Annotated in this window: 19 protein-coding genes and 1 pseudogene; 6 read left to right on the top strand and 14 right to left on the bottom strand. The window is 73.0% G+C overall.

Features of this window, described 5'->3' with window-relative positions; all coding sequences use genetic code 11:
• Nucleotides 1-35: 35 nt before the first annotated feature.
• A complete protein-coding gene (locus TR48_RS16635) occupies nucleotides 36-1,271 on the bottom strand; it encodes a cytochrome P450 (RefSeq protein WP_236652175.1) in 1,236 nt (411 codons plus the stop codon).
• A complete protein-coding gene (locus tag TR48_RS16630) occupies nucleotides 1,268-2,341 on the bottom strand; it encodes an ArsR family transcriptional regulator (protein ID WP_052442718.1) in 1,074 nt (357 codons plus the stop codon). Before TR48_RS16630 ends, TR48_RS16635 begins: the two co-directional genes overlap by 4 nt.
• Nucleotides 2,342-2,540: 199 nt before the next feature.
• Between TR48_RS16630 and asnB the strand changes: the two genes are divergently transcribed.
• The 4 genes from asnB (at nucleotide 2,541) to TR48_RS16610 (ending at nucleotide 7,282) form a co-directional block, all read left to right on the top strand.
• The gene (gene asnB / locus TR48_RS16625) at nucleotides 2,541-4,400 is read left to right on the top strand and encodes an asparagine synthase (glutamine-hydrolyzing) (RefSeq protein WP_042367771.1); all 1,860 of its coding nucleotides are present in this window, start codon (nucleotides 2,541-2,543) and stop codon (nucleotides 4,398-4,400) included.
• 224 nt (nucleotides 4,401-4,624) lie between these two features.
• Nucleotides 4,625-5,608 (top strand): ATP-binding cassette domain-containing protein, encoded by a 984-nt coding sequence (locus tag TR48_RS16620; RefSeq protein WP_236652174.1) that lies wholly within the window; start codon nucleotides 4,625-4,627, stop codon nucleotides 5,606-5,608.
• Between the two features lie 16 nt (nucleotides 5,609-5,624).
• Entirely contained in the window at nucleotides 5,625-6,443 is an 819-nt protein-coding gene (locus TR48_RS16615; protein WP_042367767.1) for an ABC transporter permease, read from the top strand.
• A gap of 143 nt (nucleotides 6,444-6,586) precedes the next feature.
• Nucleotides 6,587-7,282 (top strand): class I SAM-dependent methyltransferase, encoded by a 696-nt coding sequence (locus TR48_RS16610; RefSeq protein ID WP_052442717.1) that lies wholly within the window; start codon nucleotides 6,587-6,589, stop codon nucleotides 7,280-7,282.
• Between the two features lie 66 nt (nucleotides 7,283-7,348).
• On the opposite strand, the gene TR48_RS16605 is transcribed toward TR48_RS16610, so the two are convergent.
• From TR48_RS16605 to TR48_RS16565, 9 genes are all read right to left on the bottom strand, one after another.
• Entirely contained in the window at nucleotides 7,349-8,122 is a 774-nt protein-coding gene (locus TR48_RS16605) for an SDR family NAD(P)-dependent oxidoreductase (protein ID WP_042367765.1), read from the bottom strand.
• Between the two features lie 34 nt (nucleotides 8,123-8,156).
• On the bottom strand, nucleotides 8,157-8,840 hold the full coding sequence (locus tag TR48_RS16600) for an SDR family NAD(P)-dependent oxidoreductase (protein ID WP_042367764.1): 684 nt from the start codon (nucleotides 8,838-8,840) through the stop codon (nucleotides 8,157-8,159).
• Between the two features lie 13 nt (nucleotides 8,841-8,853).
• Complete coding sequence (locus tag TR48_RS16595) at nucleotides 8,854-10,068, bottom strand: cytochrome P450 (protein ID WP_042367825.1); 1,215 nt, start codon at nucleotides 10,066-10,068, stop codon at nucleotides 8,854-8,856.
• A 56-nt stretch (nucleotides 10,069-10,124) separates the two neighbouring features.
• The gene (locus TR48_RS16590; RefSeq protein ID WP_042367762.1) at nucleotides 10,125-10,802 is read right to left on the bottom strand and encodes a TenA family protein; all 678 of its coding nucleotides are present in this window, start codon (nucleotides 10,800-10,802) and stop codon (nucleotides 10,125-10,127) included.
• A gap of 6 nt (nucleotides 10,803-10,808) precedes the next feature.
• Nucleotides 10,809-12,173 (bottom strand): FAD-dependent oxidoreductase, encoded by a 1,365-nt coding sequence (locus TR48_RS16585; RefSeq protein WP_042367761.1) that lies wholly within the window; start codon nucleotides 12,171-12,173, stop codon nucleotides 10,809-10,811.
• A 25-nt stretch (nucleotides 12,174-12,198) separates the two neighbouring features.
• Nucleotides 12,199-13,227, bottom strand: a complete 1,029-nt coding sequence (locus TR48_RS16580) for a hypothetical protein (protein WP_042367759.1) — start codon at nucleotides 13,225-13,227, stop codon at nucleotides 12,199-12,201.
• 38 nt (nucleotides 13,228-13,265) lie between these two features.
• Nucleotides 13,266-14,363 carry a glycosyltransferase gene (locus TR48_RS16575; protein ID WP_201777127.1) on the bottom strand — a complete coding sequence of 366 codons (1,098 nt, stop codon included), beginning with the start codon at nucleotides 14,361-14,363 and terminating at the stop codon, nucleotides 13,266-13,268.
• Nucleotides 14,364-14,687: 324 nt separating this feature from the next.
• Entirely contained in the window at nucleotides 14,688-15,893 is a 1,206-nt protein-coding gene (locus tag TR48_RS16570; RefSeq protein WP_042367755.1) for an FAD-dependent oxidoreductase, read from the bottom strand.
• A 180-nt stretch (nucleotides 15,894-16,073) separates the two neighbouring features.
• Nucleotides 16,074-16,730, bottom strand: a complete 657-nt coding sequence (locus tag TR48_RS16565; RefSeq protein WP_042367753.1) for a PadR family transcriptional regulator — start codon at nucleotides 16,728-16,730, stop codon at nucleotides 16,074-16,076.
• A 103-nt stretch (nucleotides 16,731-16,833) separates the two neighbouring features.
• Here TR48_RS16565 and TR48_RS16560 point away from each other — a divergent pair, with 103 nt between their 5' ends.
• The gene (locus TR48_RS16560) at nucleotides 16,834-17,802 is read left to right on the top strand and encodes a PDR/VanB family oxidoreductase (protein WP_042367751.1); all 969 of its coding nucleotides are present in this window, start codon (nucleotides 16,834-16,836) and stop codon (nucleotides 17,800-17,802) included.
• 77 nt (nucleotides 17,803-17,879) lie between these two features.
• Here TR48_RS16560 and TR48_RS16555 read toward each other — a convergent pair whose 3' ends face one another.
• Nucleotides 17,880-19,793, bottom strand: a complete 1,914-nt coding sequence (locus TR48_RS16555) for an HAD-IIIC family phosphatase (RefSeq protein WP_042367750.1) — start codon at nucleotides 19,791-19,793, stop codon at nucleotides 17,880-17,882.
• A complete protein-coding gene (locus TR48_RS16550) occupies nucleotides 19,790-21,100 on the bottom strand; it encodes an FAD-dependent oxidoreductase (RefSeq protein ID WP_042367747.1) in 1,311 nt (436 codons plus the stop codon). The genes TR48_RS16555 and TR48_RS16550 overlap by 4 nt, the downstream gene beginning before the upstream one ends.
• Before the next feature lie 177 nt (nucleotides 21,101-21,277).
• On the opposite strand from TR48_RS16550, the gene TR48_RS38930 reads away from it, so the two are divergent.
• Nucleotides 21,278-21,802, top strand: coding sequence for a GNAT family N-acetyltransferase (locus TR48_RS38930; RefSeq protein ID WP_052442715.1), 525 nt, complete (start codon nucleotides 21,278-21,280; stop codon nucleotides 21,800-21,802).
• A 34-nt stretch (nucleotides 21,803-21,836) separates the two neighbouring features.
• Here TR48_RS38930 and TR48_RS16540 read toward each other — a convergent pair.
• A pseudogene (locus TR48_RS16540) lies at nucleotides 21,837-22,407 on the bottom strand (hydrolase); the annotation flags it as partial.

Below are 22,407 nucleotides of genomic sequence, written 5' to 3'. Positions count from 1 at the left end.
TCCTCCTCGAAGGCGCCCGGCTTCTGCGCTTGCTCTCACGCCCCCCAGGTGACCATCAGCTCGTGGACGCCGTAGAAGACCTTGTCCTCGCCCGTCGGCACCTCGCTCGCCGGGACCGCCAGACGCAAGTCGGGGAAGCGGCGCAGCAGCGTGGTGAAGGCGATCTTCATCTCCACGCGCGCCAGCTGCGCGCCGAGGCACTGGTGGACGCCGTGGCCGAAGGCCATGTGCGCGGTCTCGGCCCGGAGCAGGTCGAGTCGCTCGGCCTCCGGGTAGACCTCCGGGTCGCGGTTGGCCGCCGCCAGGGAGACGACGATGGTCTCGCCGGCCGGGATGACCCGGTCCCCGATGCGGGTCTCCTCGCGTGCCGTCCGGGTCAGCCCGAACTGCACGATCGTCAGGTACCGCAGCAGTTCCTCGATCGCGTTGTCCATCAGGCTCTCGTCGGCGCGGAGCTTCGCCGTCTGCTCGGGGTGCTCCAGCAGCGCGAACGCGCCGAGGCCGAGCATGTTGGCGGTGGTCTCCAGGCCGGCGATGAGCAGCAGCACGCTGATGCTGACGACTTCCTCGTCCGTCAACGGACGCTCGTCGTCCAGCAGCAGGCCGCTGATGATGTCGTCCTGCGGGTTCGCACGCTTCGCCGCGACCAGCGCGGCGAGCTTGCCGACGATGACCGCGCCGGCCTCCCGCAGCTCCGCCTCGGGCGTGGCCAGGGTGAGCGCGGCGATGACCCAGCGGTGGTACTCCTCCTGGTCCTCCTCCGGGATGCCGAGCATCTCGGTGATGACCCGGGTCGGGATCGCCTGCGCGAACCACCGCACCAGGTCGGCGGGGGAGCCGGACGCGGCCATGCCGTCCAGCTGCTCGTCGACGATCTGCTGGATCCGCGGGCTCAGCTCGCGCGATCGCTTGCGGGTGAAGTGGCGACTCACCAGCCGCCGGTAACGGGACTGCTCGGGAGGGTCCATCGCCGAGAACATGCCCGGCGGCACCTGCAGCTCCTCCGCCGGCAGCGGGAGGTCGACGTTGGGCGTCACCTGGATCAGCGGCGGGGAGAAGGCCGGGTCGGTCAGCACCGCCCTGGCGTCCTCGTGCCGGGTGACCAGCCAGCCCACCCGGCCGCCGGGGAGCCGCAGCCGGCTCCACGGGCGCTCCTCGCGCAGCGCCGCGTACTCGTGCGGCGGGTCCAGCGGGCACTGGCGGCGCGACGGCATCACCATCGGGTCCGGCAGCTCCGCGGCGGACAGGCTCCGCACGACCTCCGCGGTCACGGGGTGACCGGCCGGTACTCGAGCAGGGCGATGTCACCGGCCACGGGCTCGTTCGCCAGGGCGAACCCGGCGGCTCCGGCGATCCGGTCCCACTCGGCGAGGCTGCGCTCGCGGCCGCCGAGGACGGACAGCGACTCGACGTCGATCAGCTTGCCGATGTCCCACTGGCCGGCGCCGCGCAGCAGGTTCTCCACGATCAGCAAGCGGGCGTCCCGGTCCTCGCCGATCGCCTCGCGGATGCGGCGCAGGATCAGCTCGGCCTTGTCGTTGTCCCAGTTGTGCAGCGTGTGCTTGATGAAGTACGCGTCGCAGCCCGAGGGCACCGCGGTGAAGAAGTCGGTCGGCACGATCTCGACCCGGTCGAGCAGGCCCGCCTCCTCGAACAGCGGCTTGGCCTCGGCGACGGTGTGCTCCTGGTCGGCCAGGACGCCGGTGGTGCCGGGGTTGTTCCGCAGCAGGTCGACCAGGAAGTGGCCGCGGCCGCCGCCCACGTCGGCGATCCTGCGGAAGCGGCCGAAGTCGAAGCCCTCGAAGACCGCGTCGGTGCCCGGGTAGCTGTTCTGCTGCATCGCCCGGTCGAAGACCGCGCCGCTGGCCGGGTTGGCCTTGGTGTATTCGTAGAAGGTCGTGTCGAAGGCGGCCTTGAACGCGGGTTCGCCGGTGCGCAGCGCGTGGGCCACGTTCTCGTAGGGGCGCCACAGCATCGGGTCCGAGGTGAACAGGAACATGTCGCGGATGCCGTCCTGCGCGCCGTCGACCAGACCGGCGGAGCGCTCGGTCAGCTCGAACCGGCCGTCCTCGCGCTCGGCCAGCACGCCGGCCGCGGCCACCGCGCGCAGCACGCGGTAGAGCGGGTCCTCCTGGGCGCCCGTCGCCGCGGCGATCTCCGCGACGGTGCGCGGCCCGTCGGCGAGGGCGTCGAACGCGCGCACCTCGACCAGGCCGCGCAGCGCGCCGATGGCCCACTTGGCATAGAGGAAGCCCAGCACTTGCTTCTGCGGCGGCAGCCCGATGTCGAACCAGCCGGCCGTGCCCTGGGGAGCAGCGGGGGTGCGCTCCTGTGCAGTCATCGACGTCCACCTCTCTGCGGGCCTTCATCTGCGGGCCTTCTTCGTCGACAGGGTCGGCCGGACGGCTCGAACCACGGTGGTACGCCGCTTTGACCGCGCTGGAGGCACGGCCCGGTCCAGCGCGTTCCAGCCCCGGTCGAGCCCGTCTCGACGCGGCGACCGCATGCTCGCCGCGCCGAAACGACTGAGGGAGACGCTGATGTGTGGCATCGCCGGGTGGGTCGACTTCGAGCGGGACCTCACAAGTGAGCGGACCGTGCTGGAGGCGATGGCCCGTACGCTCGCCAACCGGGGTGTGGACGACCGCGGCGTCTGGCTGGGCGGCCACGCGGCGCTCGGGCACACCCGGACCGCGATCATCGACATCGCCGACGGCACGCAGCCTTTCGTCGCCGAGGAGGACGGGGCCGTACGCGCGGTGCTCGTCTACAACGGCGAGGTCTACAACTTCAAGCAGCTGCGCAGCGAGCTGGAGGCGCGCGGCCACCGGTTCCGCACCCGCAGCGACTCCGAGGTGGTGCTGCGGTCCTACCTGGAGTGGGGCGCTGACTGCGCGCAACGGCTCGAGGGCATCTTCGCCTTCGCCGTGTGGGACGTGCGCAGCCAGGAGCTGCTGCTGGTCCGCGACCGGCTCGGCGTGAAGCCGCTGTTCTTCGCCCAGACGCCGGGCGGCGGCCTGCTCTTCGGATCGGAGCCGAAGGCCCTGCTGGCCCACCCGGCGGTCAGCCCCGTCGTCGACGCCGAGGGCCTGCGCGAGATGTTCGCCGTGGCGAAGAAGCCCGGCCAGGCCGTCTTCCGCGACATGCGCGAGCTGCCGCCGGGCCACTCGCTGACACTGTCCCGCACCGGCACCGTGCGTCGTCGCTACTGGGCGCTGACCGCCCGCGAGCACACCGACGACCTGAAGGCCACCGTCGGCACCGTGCGCGAGCTGCTCGACGACATCGTGCTGCGCGAGCTGGTCGCGGACGTGCCGCTGTGCAGCGCGCTCTCCGGCGGGGTGGACTCCAGCGGCATCACCGCGCTGGCCGCGCGCTGGCGCTGGCGGCTCGAGGGGCAGCGGATCCGCACCTTCGTCACCACCTTCGACGAGTACGCGGAGAAGTTCCGCCCGGACGACGTGCGCTTCTCGCCGGACGAGCCGTTCGCCGTCGAGGTCGCCGAGCACGTGAAGTCGGACCACGTCAACATCCGGCTCAGCCCCAAGGACCTGATGGACCCGGAGACCCGGCTCAAGGTGCTGCTGGCCCAGGACGCCCCGACCACGCTCGGGGACATGGACACCTCCAACTACCTGACCTCGCAGGAGATCCGCACGCACTCCACGGTCGCGCTGGTGGGCGAGGTCGCCGACGAGATCTTCGGCGGCTACAACTGGATGTTCAACCCGGACACCGTGAACACCCAGGCGTTCCCCTGGGTCGCGCACGAGGCGCTGCAGCCCAGCTCGCTCAACGGCCAGGGCCGCGGCCTGTTCGACCTGGGCCTGCTGGAGCGGGTGGACATGGCCGGCTACTACAACGAGACGTACCACGAGGCCGCCGCCGAGGCCCCGCACCAGGAGGGCGAGAGCCCCGAGGAGCGGCGCATGCGCGAGATCGGCTACCTGACGTTGACCCGTTGGCTGCCGATGCTGCTGGACCGCGGCGACCGCCTCTCCATGGCCCACGGCCTGGAGCTGCGCGTCCCCTACGGCGACCACCGGCTGGTCGAGTACCTGTACAACACCCCCTGGTCGTTCAAGACCTTCGACGGCCGGGAGAAGTCGATCCTGCGCGCGGCGGTCGGGGAACTGCTGCCGAGGTCGGTGCTGGAGCGGAAGAAGAGCCCGTGGCCGGTGACCCAGGACCCGGAGTACCTGCGGATGCTGCACAGCGAGCTGTCGGCGCTGCTGAATGACCGGAACGCACCCATGCAGCCGTTTCTGAACCAGGACGCGGCGCGGCAGATGCTGGCGCAGCCGGCGGAGTCCAACGACTGGCCGATCCGCATGCACATCGAAACTGCGTTGCAGTTCAACGCTTGGCTGACGCACTATCACGTGCAGATCGACGTCTGACAGTTCGCACATCTCTCCGTCGGCACGCGCGGCTCGAGCATTGTTCGAGCCCCCCTCGACCCCTTGCCACTTCCCTTGGCAGGTGACTGTCGCCGCCTCGTGGCAGGAGGCCAGAAAGGCCCGTCCGACGTTCGTTCTCGGCCACGGGCCAGTACCGCCGGCTGCCGCCGGCGGGGCCAGACCTGCCGTCCCCAACCGACCCGCGTCCTATGAGGTGGAAGATTGTGACGCTGACCATTGAAGCCCGGGGCCTGACCAAGCGCTTCGGGAAGAAGACCGCCCTCGACGGCCTCTCGCTCGAGGTCGAGTCCGGCCAGGTGGTGGCTGTACTCGGCCCCAACGGCGCCGGCAAGACGACCTTTGTCCGTTCCGTCTCCACCCTGATCCGCCCCGAAGAGGGCGAGCTGAAGGTCTGCGGCTACGACGTCCGGCGCGAGGCGGAGTCGGTCCGCCGGGTCATCGGGCTGGCCGGCCAGTACGCGGCCGTCGACCAGGCGCTCAGCGGCCGGGAGAACCTGGTCCTGGTCGCCCGGCTCTTCGGCCAGTCGGCCAAGCAGGCCAAGGCCAACGCCGAGGCCGTGCTCGAGCTGTTCGGCCTCGACGAGGCCGCCGACCGCCTGGTGCGCACCTACTCCGGCGGTATGCGGCGCAAGCTCGACCTGGGCGCCAGCCTGGTCAGCCAGCCCCGGCTGCTGATCCTGGACGAGCCGACCACCGGTCTGGACCCCCGCAGCCGCCTCGACCTCTGGGACGCCATCGAGGGCCTGGTGGAGCGCGGGACCGACGTGCTGCTCACCACCCAGTACCTGGACGAGGCCGACCGGCTGGCCAGGAACATCGTCATCATCGACCAGGGCCGCACGGTCGCCTCCGGCACCCCGGCCGAGCTCAAGCGCCGGATCGGCGGCAAGATCCTCGAGGTGCACGTGCGCGACCGCGCGCACATCCCGCTGGTGGCCCAGGCGCTGACCCGCGAGGGCGTCGCGGCGCCGCAGATCGACGAGTCGACCCGCCGCATCAGCGTCGGCGCCGACGACGGCGCCGCGCAGTGGCTGATCGACGGTCTGACCGCGGTGCGCGACTCGGGCGCCGTGCTGGCCGACATCGCGGTCCGCGAGCCGAGCCTGGACGAGGTCTTCCTCGCCCTGACCGGTCAGAAGACCTCCTCCGCCGAGTCGGTCGGCGCCGCCACCCTCGAGACGGCCTGAGCAGGAGACCCACGACATGACTACCCTGACGCCCACCATCCGCACCGGCCGCGCCGGCATCGTGACGGGGACGGGCCTGCTCGCCAAGCGCACGACGGTGACCTTCCTGCGCCGCCCCGAGCTGGTCGTGCTCTCCCTGGTGCAGATGTCCGCGATCATGCTGACGTTCCGCTTCATCTTCGGCGGCGCGATCGGCACGGCGCACGGCCTGCCCTACGTCGACTTCTCCGTCCCCGGCTTCATCACCGCCGGCGTGCTGTTCCAGACGCTGGGCACGGCCATCGGCATCGCCGAGGACATGGAGCAGGGCTTCATCGACCGGCTGCGGTCGATGCCCTTCTCCACCGCGGCGATGCTGACCGGCCGCGTCGTGGCGGACACCGGCATCCTGGCGATCGTCCTCGCGGTCACCACCGCCGTCGGTTTCGCCGTCGGCTTCCGTCTCCAGGCGTCGGTCCTCGGCGGCCTTGAGGCGTTCGGGCTCTGCCTGGTCTTCGGCCTCGCCTTCAGCTGGCTGTTCATCGCGGTCGGCCTGCTGGCCGGCAACGTGAAGGCCGCGCAGGGCGTCTCGATGATCGTCTTCATCGTCACCTTCGCGTCCAGCGCCTACGTCCCGACCCAGACCATGCCGGGCTGGCTGCGCGCCTTCGCGGAGAACCAGCCGGTCACCGCGATGGCCAACGCGGTCCGCTCGCTGACCCTGGGCAGCCACTCGCAGGCCTTCCTCGGGCACGGCCCGGGCTACTTCGTGATCCGCTCGCTGTTCTGGGCGGTCGGGATCCTGGTCGCCTTCTCCGTCATCTCCGTCGCCAAGTTCCGCCGCGCTGCGGGCTGACAGCACAGCCCGCCGCGCTGCGGGCTGACCAGGCTCCGAGCCCCACCGCCGGCCCCGCTCCCGTCCATCCGTCGGGGCGGGGCCGGTCCTCTTGCACGGCATCCTCCCCGAACGTCCGTCACGTCCCGAAGGGAACTCCCGCCATGACGAGTGTCGAACCCGGCACCGAGCCGGGCCCCGAGGCCGAGCTCGATCCGCGGATCGTGCACGCCCAGGCCGTGTACACGCGCGGCAAGCTGGCCATCTACGACAAGTGGGTGCTCGGCGTCTTCTGCCCGCTGGTGTGGCGCTGCCCGCCGAGCGTGATGCGCCGGCTCTACGACGAGGAGGTGGGCCGCCGCCACCTCGACATCGGCCCCGGCACCGGCTACTTCGTCGACAAGGCGAAGTTCCCGGCGAACCCGGAGATCACCCTGCTGGACCTCAGCCGCGAGTGCCTGGACATGTCCGCCCGGGTCCTCGCCCGCTACCGGCCAGAGACCTGCCAGGCCAACCTGATGGAGCCGCTGCCGCTGCCGTCCGGCCACTTCGACTCGGCCGCGATGAACCTGGTCTTCCACACCATCCCCGGCGGCTGGGACGGCAAGGGCATCATCCTCAAGCACGTGGCCGAGACGCTGCGCCCCGGCGGCGTGCTGTTCGGCACCTCCGTGCTCGCCGAGGGCGTGCCGATGAACAAGCTGACCCGCAACATGCTCCTGGAGCAGCACAAGCGCGGGAACTTCCAGAACCAGGGCGACGACCCGGCCGGTCTGGAGCGCCAGCTGAAGAAGTACTTCCCCGAGGTGACCGTCCGGATCCGCGGCGCCGTCGCCGTCTTCCGCGCCGTCGCCGGCTGAGCGGCCGCGCACACGAAGGCCCCCGCCCCAAAGGGCGGGGGCCTTCGTGCGGGCCGGGTCGCGAGGTCAGTCGCGGGCCGGCGGGCGGGTCATGCCGCCGTCGATGAGGTAGTCGGCGCCGGTGACGCTGCGGATCCGGCCCGAGGCGAACATCAGCGCCAGCGTGCCGATCTCCTCCGGCTCGATCATCTCGCCGGTGGACAGGCCCGCCATCTTCGGCACCATCTTGAGGAACTCCTCGGTGGTGATGCCGAGCCGCTCCGCGATGTGCGGGTTGGTCCACAGCCGGGTGCGCACCGGGCCGGGGGAGATGGTGTTCACCCGCACGCCCTGCGAGCTGTACTCCGCCGACAGCGCCTTGCCCAGGTTGGACAGGGCCGCCTTGGCGATCGAGTAGTGGCCCAGCGTCGGGTCGGCCAGGTGCGCGTTCATCGAGCCGATGTTCACGATCACGCCCTTGCGCTCGACCAGGCTCGGCAGCGCGGCCCGGGTCGCCCGGATCGTGGTCATCACGTTCAGCTCGAAGGTGTGCAGCCAGGTCTCGTCCTCGATGTCGAGGAAGCCCTTGGCCAGCTTCACGCCGCCGCCGACGTTGTTGACCAGCACGTCGACGCCGCCGAACTTGTCCAGCGCGTGCTGGATCAGGGAGCTCGGCCCGTCCGGGGTGAGCAGGTCCACCTCCATGACGTGCGGGGTGGCCTCCAGAAGCTCGGCGCTGACGGTCCGGGAACCGCCCAGCACCTCGGCGCCCGCGCCGGCCAGGGCGCGGACGCAGGCGAGCCCGATCCCGCTGCCCGCGCCGGTGACCACGGCCGTCTTCCCGGCCATGTCGATCTGCATCGGTCCTCCCATGGTTGCCTTCGGTGTCTCTCGTTCAGCGCGAGCGGTGCTCGGTGAGGAACTGCCCGGTCGGGCCGTCGGTGGGGAGCAGCGCGACGTCCGCGACGAACCGGGCCGCCTGCTCCGGCAGCTGTTCCTGGGTGGGCATCATCCGGGTGCGCACCCGGCCCGGGTTGACGGCGTTGACGGTCACGCCGGTGCCGGCGGTCTGCTCGGCCACCAGCGTGGTCAGCCCGTTCAGCCCGCTCTTGGAGAGCGAGTAGCCGGGGGTGCGGCCGAACAGGCGGCCGCCGAACTCCGCGGTGGTCCCGCTGGAGACGACGGTGACGCTGCCGTGCCCGCGCGCCACCATCGGCGGCACGAACGCCTGCAGCACCCGCCAGGTGCCCAGCAGGTTGACCCGCAGCGTCTGCTCGACGAGCTCCAGCGGCACCGACAGCGGGTCCGTCCCGGCGTCCAGCAGCACCCCGGCGTTGCAGACCAGCACGTCGACCGGCCCCGCTTCGGCGGCCGCGCGCTTGACGCTGTCCTCGTCCGTCACGTCCAGGGCCAGCGGGCGGGCGCCCGCGCCGAGTTCGAGTGCGGCCTCGCGGGCGTCGTCGAACCGGCGCGCGCTCAGCAGCACCTGGAGGCCACGGCCGAGCAGCTCGGCGGCCACGGCCCGGCCGATGCCCCGGTTCGCGCCGGTCACCAGCGCGGTGCGTTCAGAAGTGCTCACGCTGCTGCTCCCCTCACCGCACGCGCATGGGCAGGTGCTTGACGCTGTTCATGAAGTTGGTCTCGGGACGGACCGGCTCGCCGGTGATCTCCAGGCGCGGCAGCAGGTCGAGCACCCCGTCGAGGAACGCGCGCAGCTCCATCGAGGCCAGGCCGTTGCCGATGCAGACGTGGGGTCCGCCGCCGCCGAAGCTGACGTGCGGGTTGCGGGTGCGGGCGACGTCGAAGCGGTCCGGCTCCGCGAACGCCTCCTCGTCGCGGTTGGCGGAGCTGTACCAGAGCACCACGCGCTCCCCGGCCGCCACGGCCTGGCCGTTGACCTCCGTGTCGACGAGGGCGCGGCGGGTGAAGTGGGTCACCGGGGTGACCCAGCGCACCACCTCGGCGGTGGCGGTGCCGAGCAGCGCCTCCCGGTCGCCGCGCAGCTTCTCCAACTGGTCGGGGTGCTCCAGCAGGGCCAGCACGCCGCCGGTCACCGAGCAGTACGTCGTCTCGCTGCCGGCCGTGATCAGCGTGGACGCGAACAGGCCCACCTCGTCGGGGGAGAGCCGGTCGGCGAGGCCGAGCCGGCTGCCGTCCCAGCGGGCGGCCAGCAGCATCGAGAAGACGTCGTCGGTGGGCCGGGCGGCCCGGCGGTGGGCCAGGTCGATCAGGTAGTCGTAGATCTTCTGGAAGCTGTTGTCGCCCGAGCCGTTCATGCTGTCGTCGTACTCGGGGTCGCCCAGGTTGACGGTGGCCCGGGCCCAGCCGAGCATCATCGTCCGGTCCTCGTCCGGGATGTCCAGCAGCTCCAGCAGCACCGCGAAGGGCAGCTTCAGCGCCACGTCCTCGGCCAGGTCGAACTCGCCCTTGGCGACGCACTCGTCGAGCAGCTCGTCGACGATCCGGCGGATCGGCTCGGCGAGCAGGGCCAGCCGGGCGGGCGCGAAGGCCTTGAAGGTCAGCTTGCGGACCCGGGTGTGCTCGGGCGCGTCCTGGAAGGTGATGATCGGCGGGCTCGGGTCCACCTTGCGCACCGAGGTCATCGTGGTCGGACTGGACGAGAAGCGGGCCACGTCGCGCGAGACGGAGGATACGTCGCGGTGCTTGACCACGTACCAGAAGCGCTCGCCGTCGTCGTCGGTGCCGGGCAGCAGCCCGGGGAGCGCGCGCAGCTGCCGGAAGTAGTCGTGCGGAACCCCGTCGGCGAAGGCGCGCGGATCCATCAGGTCGAGTTCGGTGAAGGTCATCTGCCGCCCTTTCGCGACGGTCGACGGTCGTGGGAGGGAGCGGGCCGAGCGGCAGGTCAGCCGCCCGCGCAGCATTCGGCGAAGGCGAGCTCGTAGCGGATCCCCTGGGCGAAGTGGTCCTTGAGCACCTGCCGGTCCCGCGCCGAGCAGGTCTCGCCGATCCGGTCGGCCAGGTCCAGGAAGGCCTGGACCGCGTAGCGGTAGCCCTCCCCGGGGTGGTAGACGGCGATCCACGGCGCGTACCGGCTGCCCGGCGTGACGTGGTCGCGCAGGTGGTCGCTGACCTCGGCGTTGAACCAGACCATCGGCAGCAGCGCGCCCACGCCGGCCGCGTAGCTCGTGGCGCTCGCGGCGCCGAAGAAGAAGGCGTGGGCCGCCGTCGCCGGGAGCGCCTCGGTGGCCGTGGCCAGCAGCGGCAGGTCGAGCTCGGGGACCAACTGCCGGTAGGCGGCCAGCAGCCCGTCCCTGGCCTCCAGGGTGCCGACGACGGACTGGCCGAACAGCTGCGCGTCCGCGTCCTCGGGCGCGGCGGCCGCGCAGCGCGCCAGCGCCCGGGCGTAGGCGGGCAGCAGGTGCCCGGTGTCCTGCTCGACGAAGCGGGCCAGCGCCGTCGCGGGCAGGCCGCCCTCGCGCAGGCCGGTCCAGAAGCGGTGCCGCAGCACACTGTCGCGCACCGGCGCGGCCAGCTCCAGCAGTTCCTTGTGCAGGGGGGTGGCCGTGGTCTCCGTGGTCATGGCGGGCTACTCCTCCCGGCCGTGGCCGCGGTAGCTGCGGTGCCCCTCGGCCATCTTGTTCTTCACCGCGGGCAGGTGGTTGACGATGCGCATCGCGGTGCGCAGCAGGCCGAGCAGGGCGCGGCCGACGACGGGCGCGCTCGGGCCCGAACCGCCGCCGGAGCGCGCCGACTTGCGGACCGCGTCGAAGGCGTAGTCGATCATCGTGGTCTCGTACTGCCGGATCGCTTCCAGCAGCGGCAGCTCGCCGTCGCGGGCCTGGACCAGCTTGCGGCAGAGCAGGCGCGCGTCGCGCAGCGCGGTGTTCGCGCCCACGCCACGGCCCGGGGTCATGGTGTGGATCGCGTCGCCCAGCAGCGTGATCCGGGTGGTCTCCCACTGCGGGATCGGCACCGAGGTCCGGATGTTGATCGGGAAGCAGCTGTTCGGGTCGGCCAGCGCGAACAGGCGGCGGAAGTCCGGGTGCCAGTCGGTGGTCCGCTCGGCCACCAGCCGGTACAGGTCCGGGCTCTTCATCTCCATCACGTTCGCCGGCAGCTGGCGGGACTGGGTGACCAGACCCCAGTCGACGTAGTCCCGGGAGTTGTCGTAGGTCAGCCCGGGCCAGCTCTCCAGCAGCTCGGCGTCGGCCGAGCCGATGCCGGTCTTGGGCCGCCCGCCCTCGTCCCACGGGAACTCCATGACGTGGAAGATGCAGAAGTACGCGTGCGGGGCGTAGACCATCGAGATGCCACGCTGCATCTTCGGCGTGAGCAGCGCCCGGGTCTCCGGGGTCAGCGGCACCTTGCCGGTGATCCCGATCGGCCCGAGCGCCTTCAGCTCCGCGTGCGGCAGGTACTGGCGGCGCACCCGCGAGTTGCTGCCGTCGGCGGCGACCAGGACCGTGCCCGTCGCCGAGGTGCCGTCCTCGAAGTGCGCGGTGACCCGCCCGTCCGGCTCCTCGGTGTAGTGGGTGAAGACCTTGCCGAACGACACCACGTCCTCGACGCCGGTCAGCAGCACCTGGCGCAGCGTCATCCGGGAGACGGACTTCTCGCTGTCGACCGGATCCGGGTCGTCGGAGGTGAAGCCGCCGACGGAGAGCAGCTCGGCGCGCTTCTCGGTGAGGAAGTTGACGTATTCGGGCGCCTTCGCGCAGGTCGCCACGAAGGTGTCGTAGAGCTCGGGCGGCAGGCAGTCGCGCAGCGCCCGGCTGCCGTCGGGGTCGATGCCGACGCGGTAGCCGTGCAGGCCGTCGGCGCGGGTGGCGTCCCGTTCGAAGACCTGCACGTCGATGCCGGCGCGCCGCAGCCCGTGGGCCAGACACAGGCCGCCGGTCCCGGCGCCGATGACGAGGACGCGGAGCTCCGCGTCCGGGGTGGGCTGCGGCATGGGTCGGCTCCTCGGGATCCTCAGGTCACGGCTGGGCGGTCGGGGGCGCGGCGGGCGCGGGCAGCGCGGCGAGGGCCTCGTGGATCATCACGGCGGCCTGCCGGTTGCCCTCGTCGGTGAGGTGGAAGTGGTCGGAGAAGGCGAAGCCCTCGAACCGGTCGGCGGAGATGTCGGTGAAGGGCACGCCGAGCTCGGAGCAGCCCTTGGCCACCAGCTCGGTGAAGCGGCCCCAGTGGTACTCGAAGGGGCGGTTCTTCTCCTGACCGAACATCGGCATGTGGAAGTCGAAGTGCTCCATCTCCTCGGCGCTCAGCTCGCGGCTGCGCGGGGTCGCGAACGGCTGCAGCGCGAACAGCAGCCGCGCGTCCGGCCGGGCCAGCCGCCGCACCGCGGCGAGGTTGCGGATCTGCCGGGCGGCGGCGGCCTCCACGCGCTCCACCACGTCGGCGAAGTCGGGCCGGTCGGCCGCGTCCGGCTGGGGCGCCGGCCGCCAGTCCGGGTCGACGCCGGTGGCGACGGCGGCGAGCTGGAACAGCGGGATCGAGGTGAGCGAGGTCAGCGTGCCCTCGAAGAAGAGCGGCCCCCAGGCGCTGTAGGGCGTCCAGGAGGCCAGCGAGGTCCAGTAGTCGCCGGCGCCGCTGAAGACCACCACCGTGTCGGCGAGGTCCAGGTACGGCAGGCCCGCGATCACCTCCTGCACCGAGTTACCGCCCACCACGCCGAGGTTCAGCTGCCGGTCGCCGCGCAGCAGGGCCAGGTGGGTGGCGACGGTGCCGTGGTCGGAGGTGGCGGCCATGCCGAAGGCGGTGGAGTTGCCCAGCACGACGCCGCCGCCCCCCGCGGCACGCCAGCCGGGACCGTCGACCGTTCCGAACGGGGAGTCCGCGTGCCGGAAGCCCTCCTCGTCGGTGTTGATGATCGCGGAGCGGTGGTTTCGGGCCAGCGCGTAGCCGAGGTAGGGGTGCAGGTGCAGATCGATGTCGTACCGTTCGAACATCACCCCGCCCCGGTGGCGGATGGCGAATGACTCGTGGTCGGACACTTCCTTGGCCATGCCGGAACCCCCTTCGACTCGCCGACGAGTGGAGGGTGTCATCGGGGAGCGGAGCCCGGCTTGAGTCCGACTGGACGGTCCGCCGCCGCCTCGGTCGTGACCAGCAGTTCCAGCTCGGTGACCACCTCGGCGGGGGAGGGCTGCAACCGCGACTCCGCAGCGAGCTCGCGGGCCCGCGCGGCGTGGCCGGGCTCGTCCAGCAGCGCGGTCAGCCGCTCGGCCACGAGCTCCGGCTGGCCCTGCGCCTCGGCGGCGGGCACGACGAGCCCCGCGCCCGCCTCCGCGAGCCGCGCGGCGTGCCGCACGTGGTCCGGCAGACGCGGCAGCAGCAGCTGCGGCACTCCGGCGGCCACGGCGGTGAGGATGCTCGCCGCCCCGCCGTGCGCGACGACGGCGTCGCACTGCGGCAGCACCTGGTGCAGCGCGCCGTCGCTCACCACCTGCGTCCACGGCGGCACCTCGCCCAGCAGCGGCGCCTGCTCGGCGGTCACCGCGAGCACGACGGCGGTGTCCGGCCCCGCGATCGCCCGGGCGACCTCGCCGGCCAGGTGCAGCGACGGGTCGAGCCGGTCCAGCGTGGTCCCCCAGGTCACCGCGACCCGCCGCCGGGAGCCGCGCGGCGGCAGCGCGACGGTCCGCCCGTGCGGGCTCGACGGCACGTACCGCATCGGCAGCCGCCGTGAGGCGGTCGGCAGTTGCAGCGAGCCCGGGCACGGGTCGACGGTGGCGACCCCGAAGGGGTCCACCTCGCCCAGCCCCAGCCGGTCCGCGACCGGCTCCAGCACCGCCGGCAGGAAGTTCCGCGCGGCGGGCGCGCCGAGCAGGTCCGTCCCGTACAGGTGCCGCACCGCGGGCACGCCCGCGGCGGCGGCCGCGATCGGCCCCGCGAAGGCGGTCGGGTCGTGGACCACGAGGTCCGCCCGCCAACCGCCGACGAGGTCGGCGAGGTCCTCGGCCATCGCCTCGGTGAGCGCGCCGATCAGCCTCAGCACACGGGGGCCACCGCCCCCGCCCCCCGGCGCGGACACGATCTCCCGGAACGCCGCCACGGCGTCCACGTCCCGCCCTACCACCGCGTACGGCAGCCCGCTCGCCGCGGCGAGGCCGCGGAGCTCCGGCGGGACCGCGACCGCCACCTCATGCCCCGCGGCCCGCGCCGCCCACGCCAACGGCACCATCGCATGCAGGTGCGTCGGCCAAGCCCAACACGCAAACACCATCCGCATGCGGCCATGGCAGCAGCCCGCACTAGGCAGACGCTCAAGTTGCACTATGCGCGGGCGCTCCCGCAGGAGGCGACACGCGCTGGGGGGCGCGGGGAACTGCGCGAGTTCCCCGCGCCCCTGGGGCCTGCGGGAGCGAAGCCCGCGGGCCGGGTCGCGCCCAGGCGGCGGAGCCGCACATCAGCAGAGACCAGCGCCCCTAGCGTGCTGCAACTGGCTCGCTTGCCCGGCGCAGCCTCAGTGGACCTTCGCGTCCCAGTCGATGCGGTGGGCGAACTGCCAGGCGAAGCGGTCCGGCTTGGCGAACTTGATCATCACGGGGAAGATCGTGTCCCGGATGACCCGGCCCATCGGGCCGGCCGCCTTGTGGCTGTTGGTGCGGGCCGCGTTCTGGATGATCCGCTCCACCCGCGGGCGGCGGATGGACTCGTAGGTGCGGAAGGCCTGCGCGATGGGCTGGTCCCGCAGGCAGCGGGCCAGTTCGACCGCGCTCTCCGCCGCGACCGAGACGCCCTGGCCGGAGCTGGGCGAGGTCGCGTGCGCGGAGTCGCCGACCAGGACGATCCGGCCACGACTCCAGTGCGGGACGGTGGGCATGTCCTGCAGGCCGCCCACGATGATCAGGTCCTCGGGGCGGGCGTGCGCCAGAATCGCGGGGGCGGGCGTGCGGTCCTCCGCGAAGATCTTTCGCAGTCGGCGCAGCCACTCCTCCGCGCCGATCGCCTGCGCCTCCGCGTGCCAGATCGGCTCGGTGCGCGGCACGTTGGCGAACCAGCCGACGCTGCCGTCCTGGTAGACCTGGTAGGCGAAGAAGGCCTGCTTGCCGAAGATCATGAACATGATGCCGGTGTCGCCCAGCGGCACCCCGGAGATCCGGCCGCGCGGGCGGCCGCCGATGCCGACCAGGCCGGTGTAGCGGGGGCCGGGGGCGCTGGGGTCGATCAGCCCGCGGACCACGGACTTGATGCCGTCCGCGCCGATGAGGATGTCCGCGCGGGCGGTGCTCCCGTCCTCGAAGACCGCGTTGACGCCGTCGCCGTACTCCTCCGCGGTGACCAGCCGCTTGCCGGTCTCGTAGCGGATGCCCTGGGCCTGCGCGGCCTCGCGCAGCACCCGGGAGAGCTCGTGGCGCCAGACGGTCTGCGTCGGGTCGAGGCCGGGCATGGTGCCGAACTCGGCCAGCCGCTTGCCCGTCCAGCTCTGCAGGACCATCGACTTGACGGAGATGCCGATGCTGCGGACCGCGTCGCCCGCGCCGACCACGTCGAGTGCGCTGATGCCGTTGGAGGCGATGCCGAGCATGCCGCCGACGCCGTCGTCGCCGCCGGTGTAGGCCTCGTACACGGTGGCCTGGATGCCCGCGCGGCGCAGCGCGAGCGCGGTGACCGGGCCGGCGATGCCGCCGCCGATGACGAGGGCGCTGCGGGCGGTGGTGTCAGTCATGACGAACTCCTGTTCAAGGATCCGGGATTGCTCTTGGTAATCGCGTACGTTTTCGGCCCGATCCGCACTGCCCCGGCTATCCTTGGGTCGCCACCTCGTGGTCGGGGCCGTGCGAGCGGTGCCGCGTCGAGGACGTGGACCCTGGTCCGGTGTTCCCGCACCTGACCAGGGGTCCCGCTGCTACTCCGCCGGTATCTCCGCCCCGCCGAGCTCGGCGAGTTCGAGCAGCTCGGGCGGGATCTGTCCGGTTCTGTGGAACGACTGCCATTCGGCCACGCCCGGGAGCGAGCCGTCGGCGAGCTCCCGCAGCAGCGAGGTGACCCAGGCGGCCTCCGCCTCGCGCAGCGCGAGCTGGTACTCCGATTCGATCAGGAAGAGCCTCGGCACCTCCGTCGCGTCGACGTCGAGCTGGGCCCGCTCGGCCGCGATCGTCGCCTTCAGCCGCAGCAGCCGCAGCTCCAGCAGTCGGGCCGCCTCGTCCGGGGAGAGGACCTGGAGCTCGGAGAGGCCGGCCGCGAAGCGCGGATGCTCCGGTTCCGGGACCGCCACCAGCTCGCGGATCCAGTCCTCGAGCTCCGCCCGCCCCGCGGCGGTGATCTCGTACACCGTCCTTTCCGGGCGGCCCCCTTGACGAGTGCTCAGGGCCGCTTCGAGCAGACCGTGTTTTACCAGGTTGCGTACGACCGTGTAGAGCGAGCCCCACTTGATCGTCATGTCCTGGTCCTTGCCCCTGGCGCGCAGTACCGAAGCCATCTCGTACGGGTGCATGGGCCGCTGGAAGGCCGCGGAGAGCAGTGCGAGCGCCAACAGATTCCCGACCTTGCGTTGCTTAGCCATCGATCCACCCCGCTTTCCAGTGCTCGCCTACGAGCATACGCAGACGAGTAGTAACAAGCAATCTAGTTTCGCTGTGACTATCAGTTCGGCCGAAGGGAACCCCATGACCGTGACCGACACCCGGAAACTGACCGTTCTGGCGCTCGACCGGCTCGCCGACGGGGTGCTCGGCCTGAGCCTCGCGGACCCGGCCGGGCTGCCCCTGCCCGCGTGGACCCCGGGCGCCCATGTGGACCTCCACCTCGGCAACGGGCTGATCCGCCAGTACTCCCTGTGCGGCGACCCGGCCGAGAAGGGCCGCTACCGCGTCGCCGTGCTGCGCGAGGCGAACGGTCGCGGCGGCTCCGCCTGGATCCACGACCACCTGACCGTCGGCGAGACCCTCCAGGTCAGCCTGCCCCGCAACAACTTCGCCCTGGAGCCCTCGCCCGCCCTGCTGCTGATCGCCGGCGGCATCGGTATCACGCCGCTGCTGCCGATGATCGCCGCGGCCGAGGCCGCAGGCACCGACTGGCGGCTGCTCTACGGCGGCCGGGCCCGCTCCTCGATGGCCTTCCGCGACGAACTGGCCCGCCACGGCGAGCGGGTGACCGTCGTGGCCGAGGACGAGTCCGGTCTGCTCGACCTCGACGCGGCGCTCGGCGAGCCGCTCGCCGACACCCTCGTCTACTGCTGCGGCCCCGAGGGGCTGCTGGACGCGGTCGCCGCCCGGACCGCCGGCTGGCCCGACGCCGGGGCGAGCCTGCGACTGGAGCGGTTCCACCCCAAGGCCGCCGTCGAGACCGGGGAGGCCGGGCCGGACGCCCCGATCGAGATCGAACTCGCACGCACCGGGCGGACCGTGATCGTCCCGGCCGGACAGAGCATCCTCGACGTGCTGGAGGACGAGGGCGTCGACGACTGCTTCTCCTCCTGCCGCGAGGGCACCTGCGGCACCTGCGAGACCGACGTCCTCGGCGGCGAACCGGACCATCGGGACAGCGTCCTCTCCCCGGCCGACCGCGAGTCCGGCCGGACCATGCTGATCTGTGTCTCCCGGGCCCGCACGCCGCGCCTGGTGCTCGACCTCTGACGAGGCCGTCTCCCGGACTCGTCCGGCCGCCGACGGTCCCACGCGGGCCGCGGCGGCGGACGGGTTCGGGCGCGTCCTCAGAACCCCACGTCCAGACGCACGTGCTCGGGTAGGGCCAAAGGCCGGTCCAGGGGGTGACGGAACACCAGGGCCTCCAAAGACCCGGCCTCGGCGGCCTGCTCCCCGAGCGCGGCGAAGCCGACCGAGGGCCAGAAGTCCGCCACCCGGTGGTTGCGCGGCGTCGCCCGGTACCGGGCGGTCACCTCCGCGAGGCCCTCCGCCTTGGCGTGGTCCAGCACCGCCGCCGCCACCGCGCGTTCGATGCCGCGGCCGAGCACCCGGCAGCTCAGCAGCAGGTTCTCCACCCGCAGTGCGTCCGCCTCGCGGCGCGCGAAGAGCGCGCCGACCACCCCGTCGTCCCCGAAGCGGTCCGAGGAGCGCACGGTCAGCACCAGGCGGCCCGGGTCCTCCGTCATCGACCGCACCTCGGCGGCCGTGAGTCTCTCCGTGGTGAGGTTGAACTGGTTCGTCCGCTGCGTCAGTTGGGCCAGCCGGCCGACATCGCCCAGATGCGCCCGCTCCACGCAGACCCGGACGCCCAGCTCCCGCAGGTACTCCTGCACCGAGGTCGCCGCCTCCCGCAGGTCCGAGCGGGCGGCCTCCACGCGGTAGCGGGCGGTGCGCCCGCGGTCCGCCTCGGTCAGCTCCAGGGTGTCGAACCAGCCGTCGGCGAGCAGCCGTTCGGGCGCGAGCGCCGGCTCGGCGCCCAGTGGCACCACGGCCACCTGCGGCAGCGCCGCGGCGACCAGACCGGTCTCGAACGCGGAGTCGTCGGCGAAGACGAAGCTCTCCAGCCCCAGACCGAGCCGCTCCGCGATCTCCTCCAGCCCCTTGTTCTTCGGACCCCAGTCCGCCTGCACGGCGACGAAGTCCGTCTCGCGCAGCTGCATGTCCGGGTGGTCGCGGAGCACCTCCAGCACCGGACCCCGGTCGTTCTTGCTGCACACCGCGAGCAGCACGCCCTGCGAGCCCAGCTGCCGGGCCAGGCGCTGCACCCGCCCGAACGCCTCGCCCCGCAGCGTGGAGCGCGCCGCGATCCCCTCCGCGCCGTCCTCGCCCAGCACGCCGTCCCACAGCGTGTTGTCGAGGTCGAGCACCAGCACCTTCCGCGTCCGGCCGGTCAGCGCGCGGGCCAGATGCCCGATCTCGCGCGCGCAGCGGGCGAGCAGCTCCTCGCCCAGCTCCTCGCCCGCGTAGGCGGCCAGACGCGGATCGCAGAGCGGTCCGCCCTGCGCCAGCAGCACGTCCAGGTCGAGCACGACCACCCGCTCCAGCTCCGCGCCCAGGCCCAGCAGCCGCGCGTTGAGGCCGTGCCAGGCCGCGCCGAGCGCCGCGCGCGAGCGCAGGTCGACCAGCCGGTGGGTGTGCAGGCGCGTCAGCGGCAGCGTGTTCAACACCAGCGTGGCACCGGATCCGGCGCCGGATCCGGAGAGGAACCCCCGGGCCAGGGCCTCGATCTCCTCGCCCGCCGCGGCCACCGCCTCGGCGGCGTCCGCCGCGCTCCACACCGGCGGCAGGCGGTCGAAGACCACGGACGCGTCCAGTACCACCAGGGCGAGACGCGTGTCCGGCGCGTACAGCGCGCTCGCGGGGTCGCGCAGGTCGACCCGCCAGCTGTCGTAGTCGCCGACCGTCAGGCGCGGCAGCAGCCCGTGACGCGCGAACTCGGCCCACACGGAGGGCGCCAGCGCGCCCAGGGTGCCGCTCCCGGTGACCGCGACCCGCACCGCCGGGGTGTCCGGCCGGTGCGCCAGCACCTCGTCCGGGTCCAGCCGCGCCAGCAGCCGCCCGGCCTTGGCCAGCGCCGCGTCCCCGGCGGCGAGGGGGGACAGCAGCCGGGGCAGCCCGGAGTACTCGGCCGCGAGCCGCCCGCCCGCCTGCAGGGAACGGAGCCGCTCCAGCGCCTCGGCGCCCGTGCTCGACCCGGTCATGCCGCACGTCCTCTCTCGTCACGGCCCTGCTCGTGGTGGCTCCGCTCGTCCGGACTTCGCTCGTCGGGGCCCCGGTCCCGGACGCTCTCCTGCCGGCGGCTCGGTTCCTCGCGGCTCTGCAGCTGGAAGTAGGCCGGGGCGAGCACGCGCAGCTTCAGCGCCGCGCTGCGGTCGACCGCCCGGTACAGGGCCCGCCGCCCCGCCGCCGCGAGCGGGCGGTCCAGCGCGAAGAGCCGCTCCTGCCGCAGCTGGAGCGCCCGGGAACGGGCGACCAGCGGTTCGCGCTCGCGCTGGAACGCGAGCAGCGCCTCGCGGACGGCCGCACCGGCCGGATCGGCGTCGACGAGCGGCGCGATCAGCGGCGCGAGCGTGACCGCGTCCGCCAGCGCGTGGTTGACGCCCTGTCCGAGGATCGGCGAGAGGGTGTGGGCCGCGTCGCCCACCAGCGCCAGCCCCGGACGGGACCAGCGCGGCACGACGGTGGTGAACAGGTCCAGCACGCTGGTGTCGCCCCACTCCCGCACCCCCGCCCGGACCAGCTCGGAGAGCTCCGGCGCCAGCGCGTCCAGCCGCGTGTGCAGGCCCGCGAGGCCCTCGGCCCGCAGCTTCCGCACGCCGCCCTTGGGGATGTTCAGCCCGACCCGGACGTCGTCGGGGTGGGTGGGCAGGAAGAGCGCGTGCCGACCGGCGTCGATGCGGATCCGGTAGGTCGCCGCGTCCCAGACGTCGGGACGCGGGAGCCGCAGCCACACCACGTCGCGGCCCAACGGGGTCTTCTCCGCGGTCAGGCCGGACAGGTCGCGCACCCGGCTGTAGCGGCCGTCCGCGGCCACCGTCAGCGCGGCCCGCGTCTCGAACCGGCCGTCAGGCCCCTGGCAGTGCACGCCCGTCACCCGGTCCGCGCCCAGCAGCCCGACGGCCGTCACCCGGTGCAGCAGCCGGAAGCCCCGGTGCCGACGGCACTCCTTCGCGAGCTCGGCCAGCAGCACCGACTGCGGCAGCTCGACGGGCGCGCGCTGCGGATAGGGGAAGTCGGCGAAGTCGGCGCGCAGCACGGTCCGGCCCGCGTCGGTGATCTCCAGGGCGCGCATCTCCAGGCAGGAGCCGCGCAACCGCTCGAACAGGCCCATCCGGCGCAGCAGCCACACCGAGTCGGGGGAGAGCGACTCCCCGCGGAAGGTCCGCGCGAAGTCCGCGCGCTGCTCCAGGACCGTGACCCGGGCCCCGCGCCGGACCAGCTCCAGGGCCAGGGTCAGCCCCGCCGGCCCGGCTCCGACGATGCAGACGTCGGTGGTTGCGTCCGCCATCGCTCTTTCTCCTTCCCTGCACCGCGGCCCACTCTCTCCGTGCGCGGTCCAGTCCGGCTTGAGCGCGGCTGTCACGCTGCGGTTTCGGCTCGGTCACGCCTCTTGCGCCGACCGCGCGGGTCGGTGGAAAGCTTGTCCCCCGCCGCACGGGGGAACGTTCCTGGGATGAGGGAGTCGATGAGCGGCAGCGTGACGGTGAGTCCGGCCACCGCCGAGGAGATCGACGCGGCGATGGCCGTCTGGCAGCACTCGCACATGATCCGGCGCAACGGCCGCCCTCTCGCGCGGGCGCACGTGCGCTCCGCCTACGCGCGCATGGCCGCACCCGGCGCGAAGCTGCTCCTCGCGCGCGAGGAGGGGCGCGGCGAGGAGGGGGCTCCCGGCATCATCGGCACGATCCTGGGCCTCCAGGGCCTGAAGGACGACGGCACGGGGCCGCCCGAGCCGGGGCTGCTGCACCTCAGCCTGCTCAGCGTCGCCCCGGACCGCTGGGGCCAGCACGTCGGCCGCACGCTGCTCGACGCGGTCGTCGCCGACGGCCGCGAACGCGGCTACGCCGAGGCCCAGCTCTGGACCCACGCCGACAACCTGCGCGCCAACCGCCTCTACCGCGCCCTCGGCTTCCGCCGCACCGGCCGCGTGAAGATAGACGACTGGGGCGAGCTCCTCGTCCACTACCGAAGACCGCTCGCCCAGCCCTGACGGTCCGTGGGAGCCCCAGCGCCCGTCTTGCGGCTCAGGCGGGCCGCGGCGGGCGGAGTTGGCGGGGGACGGCCGCCGGGCTGGTCTCCGCGTACTCGCGGACCGCGCTCGTGCGGGAGACGACGCGGCCGGCGTGCAGGACGACGCGGCTGTGGCCGCCGCTCAGCGCGGCGAGGAGGGTGTCGCCGCGCAGGGCCAGCAGATCCGCGGGCTGTCCGGCCTCGACGGCCGGGCGGGGCAGGCCGAGCAGCGCCCGCGCCCCCGGTCCGACCGCGTCGTAGGCCGCGGACGCCGACAGTCCCGCCTGCGCGCTCAGCAGGAACGCCGCCTCCACCGGATCCGCGCGGCCCACCGGGCGGACCGCGTCGCGCAGCGCCCCACCGCCCGCGGCCAGCGGGACGCCCGCCTCGGCGAGACGCCGCGCGGTGGCGGCGTCGAACCCCTCGGGCCCGGAGGGCCCGGCGCAGCAGCCGCCCTGCGGCAGCACCACCACGCCCGGGCGCGACGCCTCCGAGGTGACCGACGCGGCCAGCGCGGCGATCGCGGAGGGACGCGGCGGCGGCCCGGCGAGGGTGAGCAGCGAGCCGGCGGGCAGCCGGTCCATC

The sequence above is a fragment of the Streptacidiphilus neutrinimicus genome, assembly GCF_000787815.1.
GTDB classification, from domain to species: domain Bacteria; phylum Actinomycetota; class Actinomycetes; order Streptomycetales; family Streptomycetaceae; genus Streptacidiphilus; species Streptacidiphilus neutrinimicus.
Note: the sequence above shows the minus strand (reverse complement) of the source record. Positions and strands in the feature narration are given on the sequence as shown.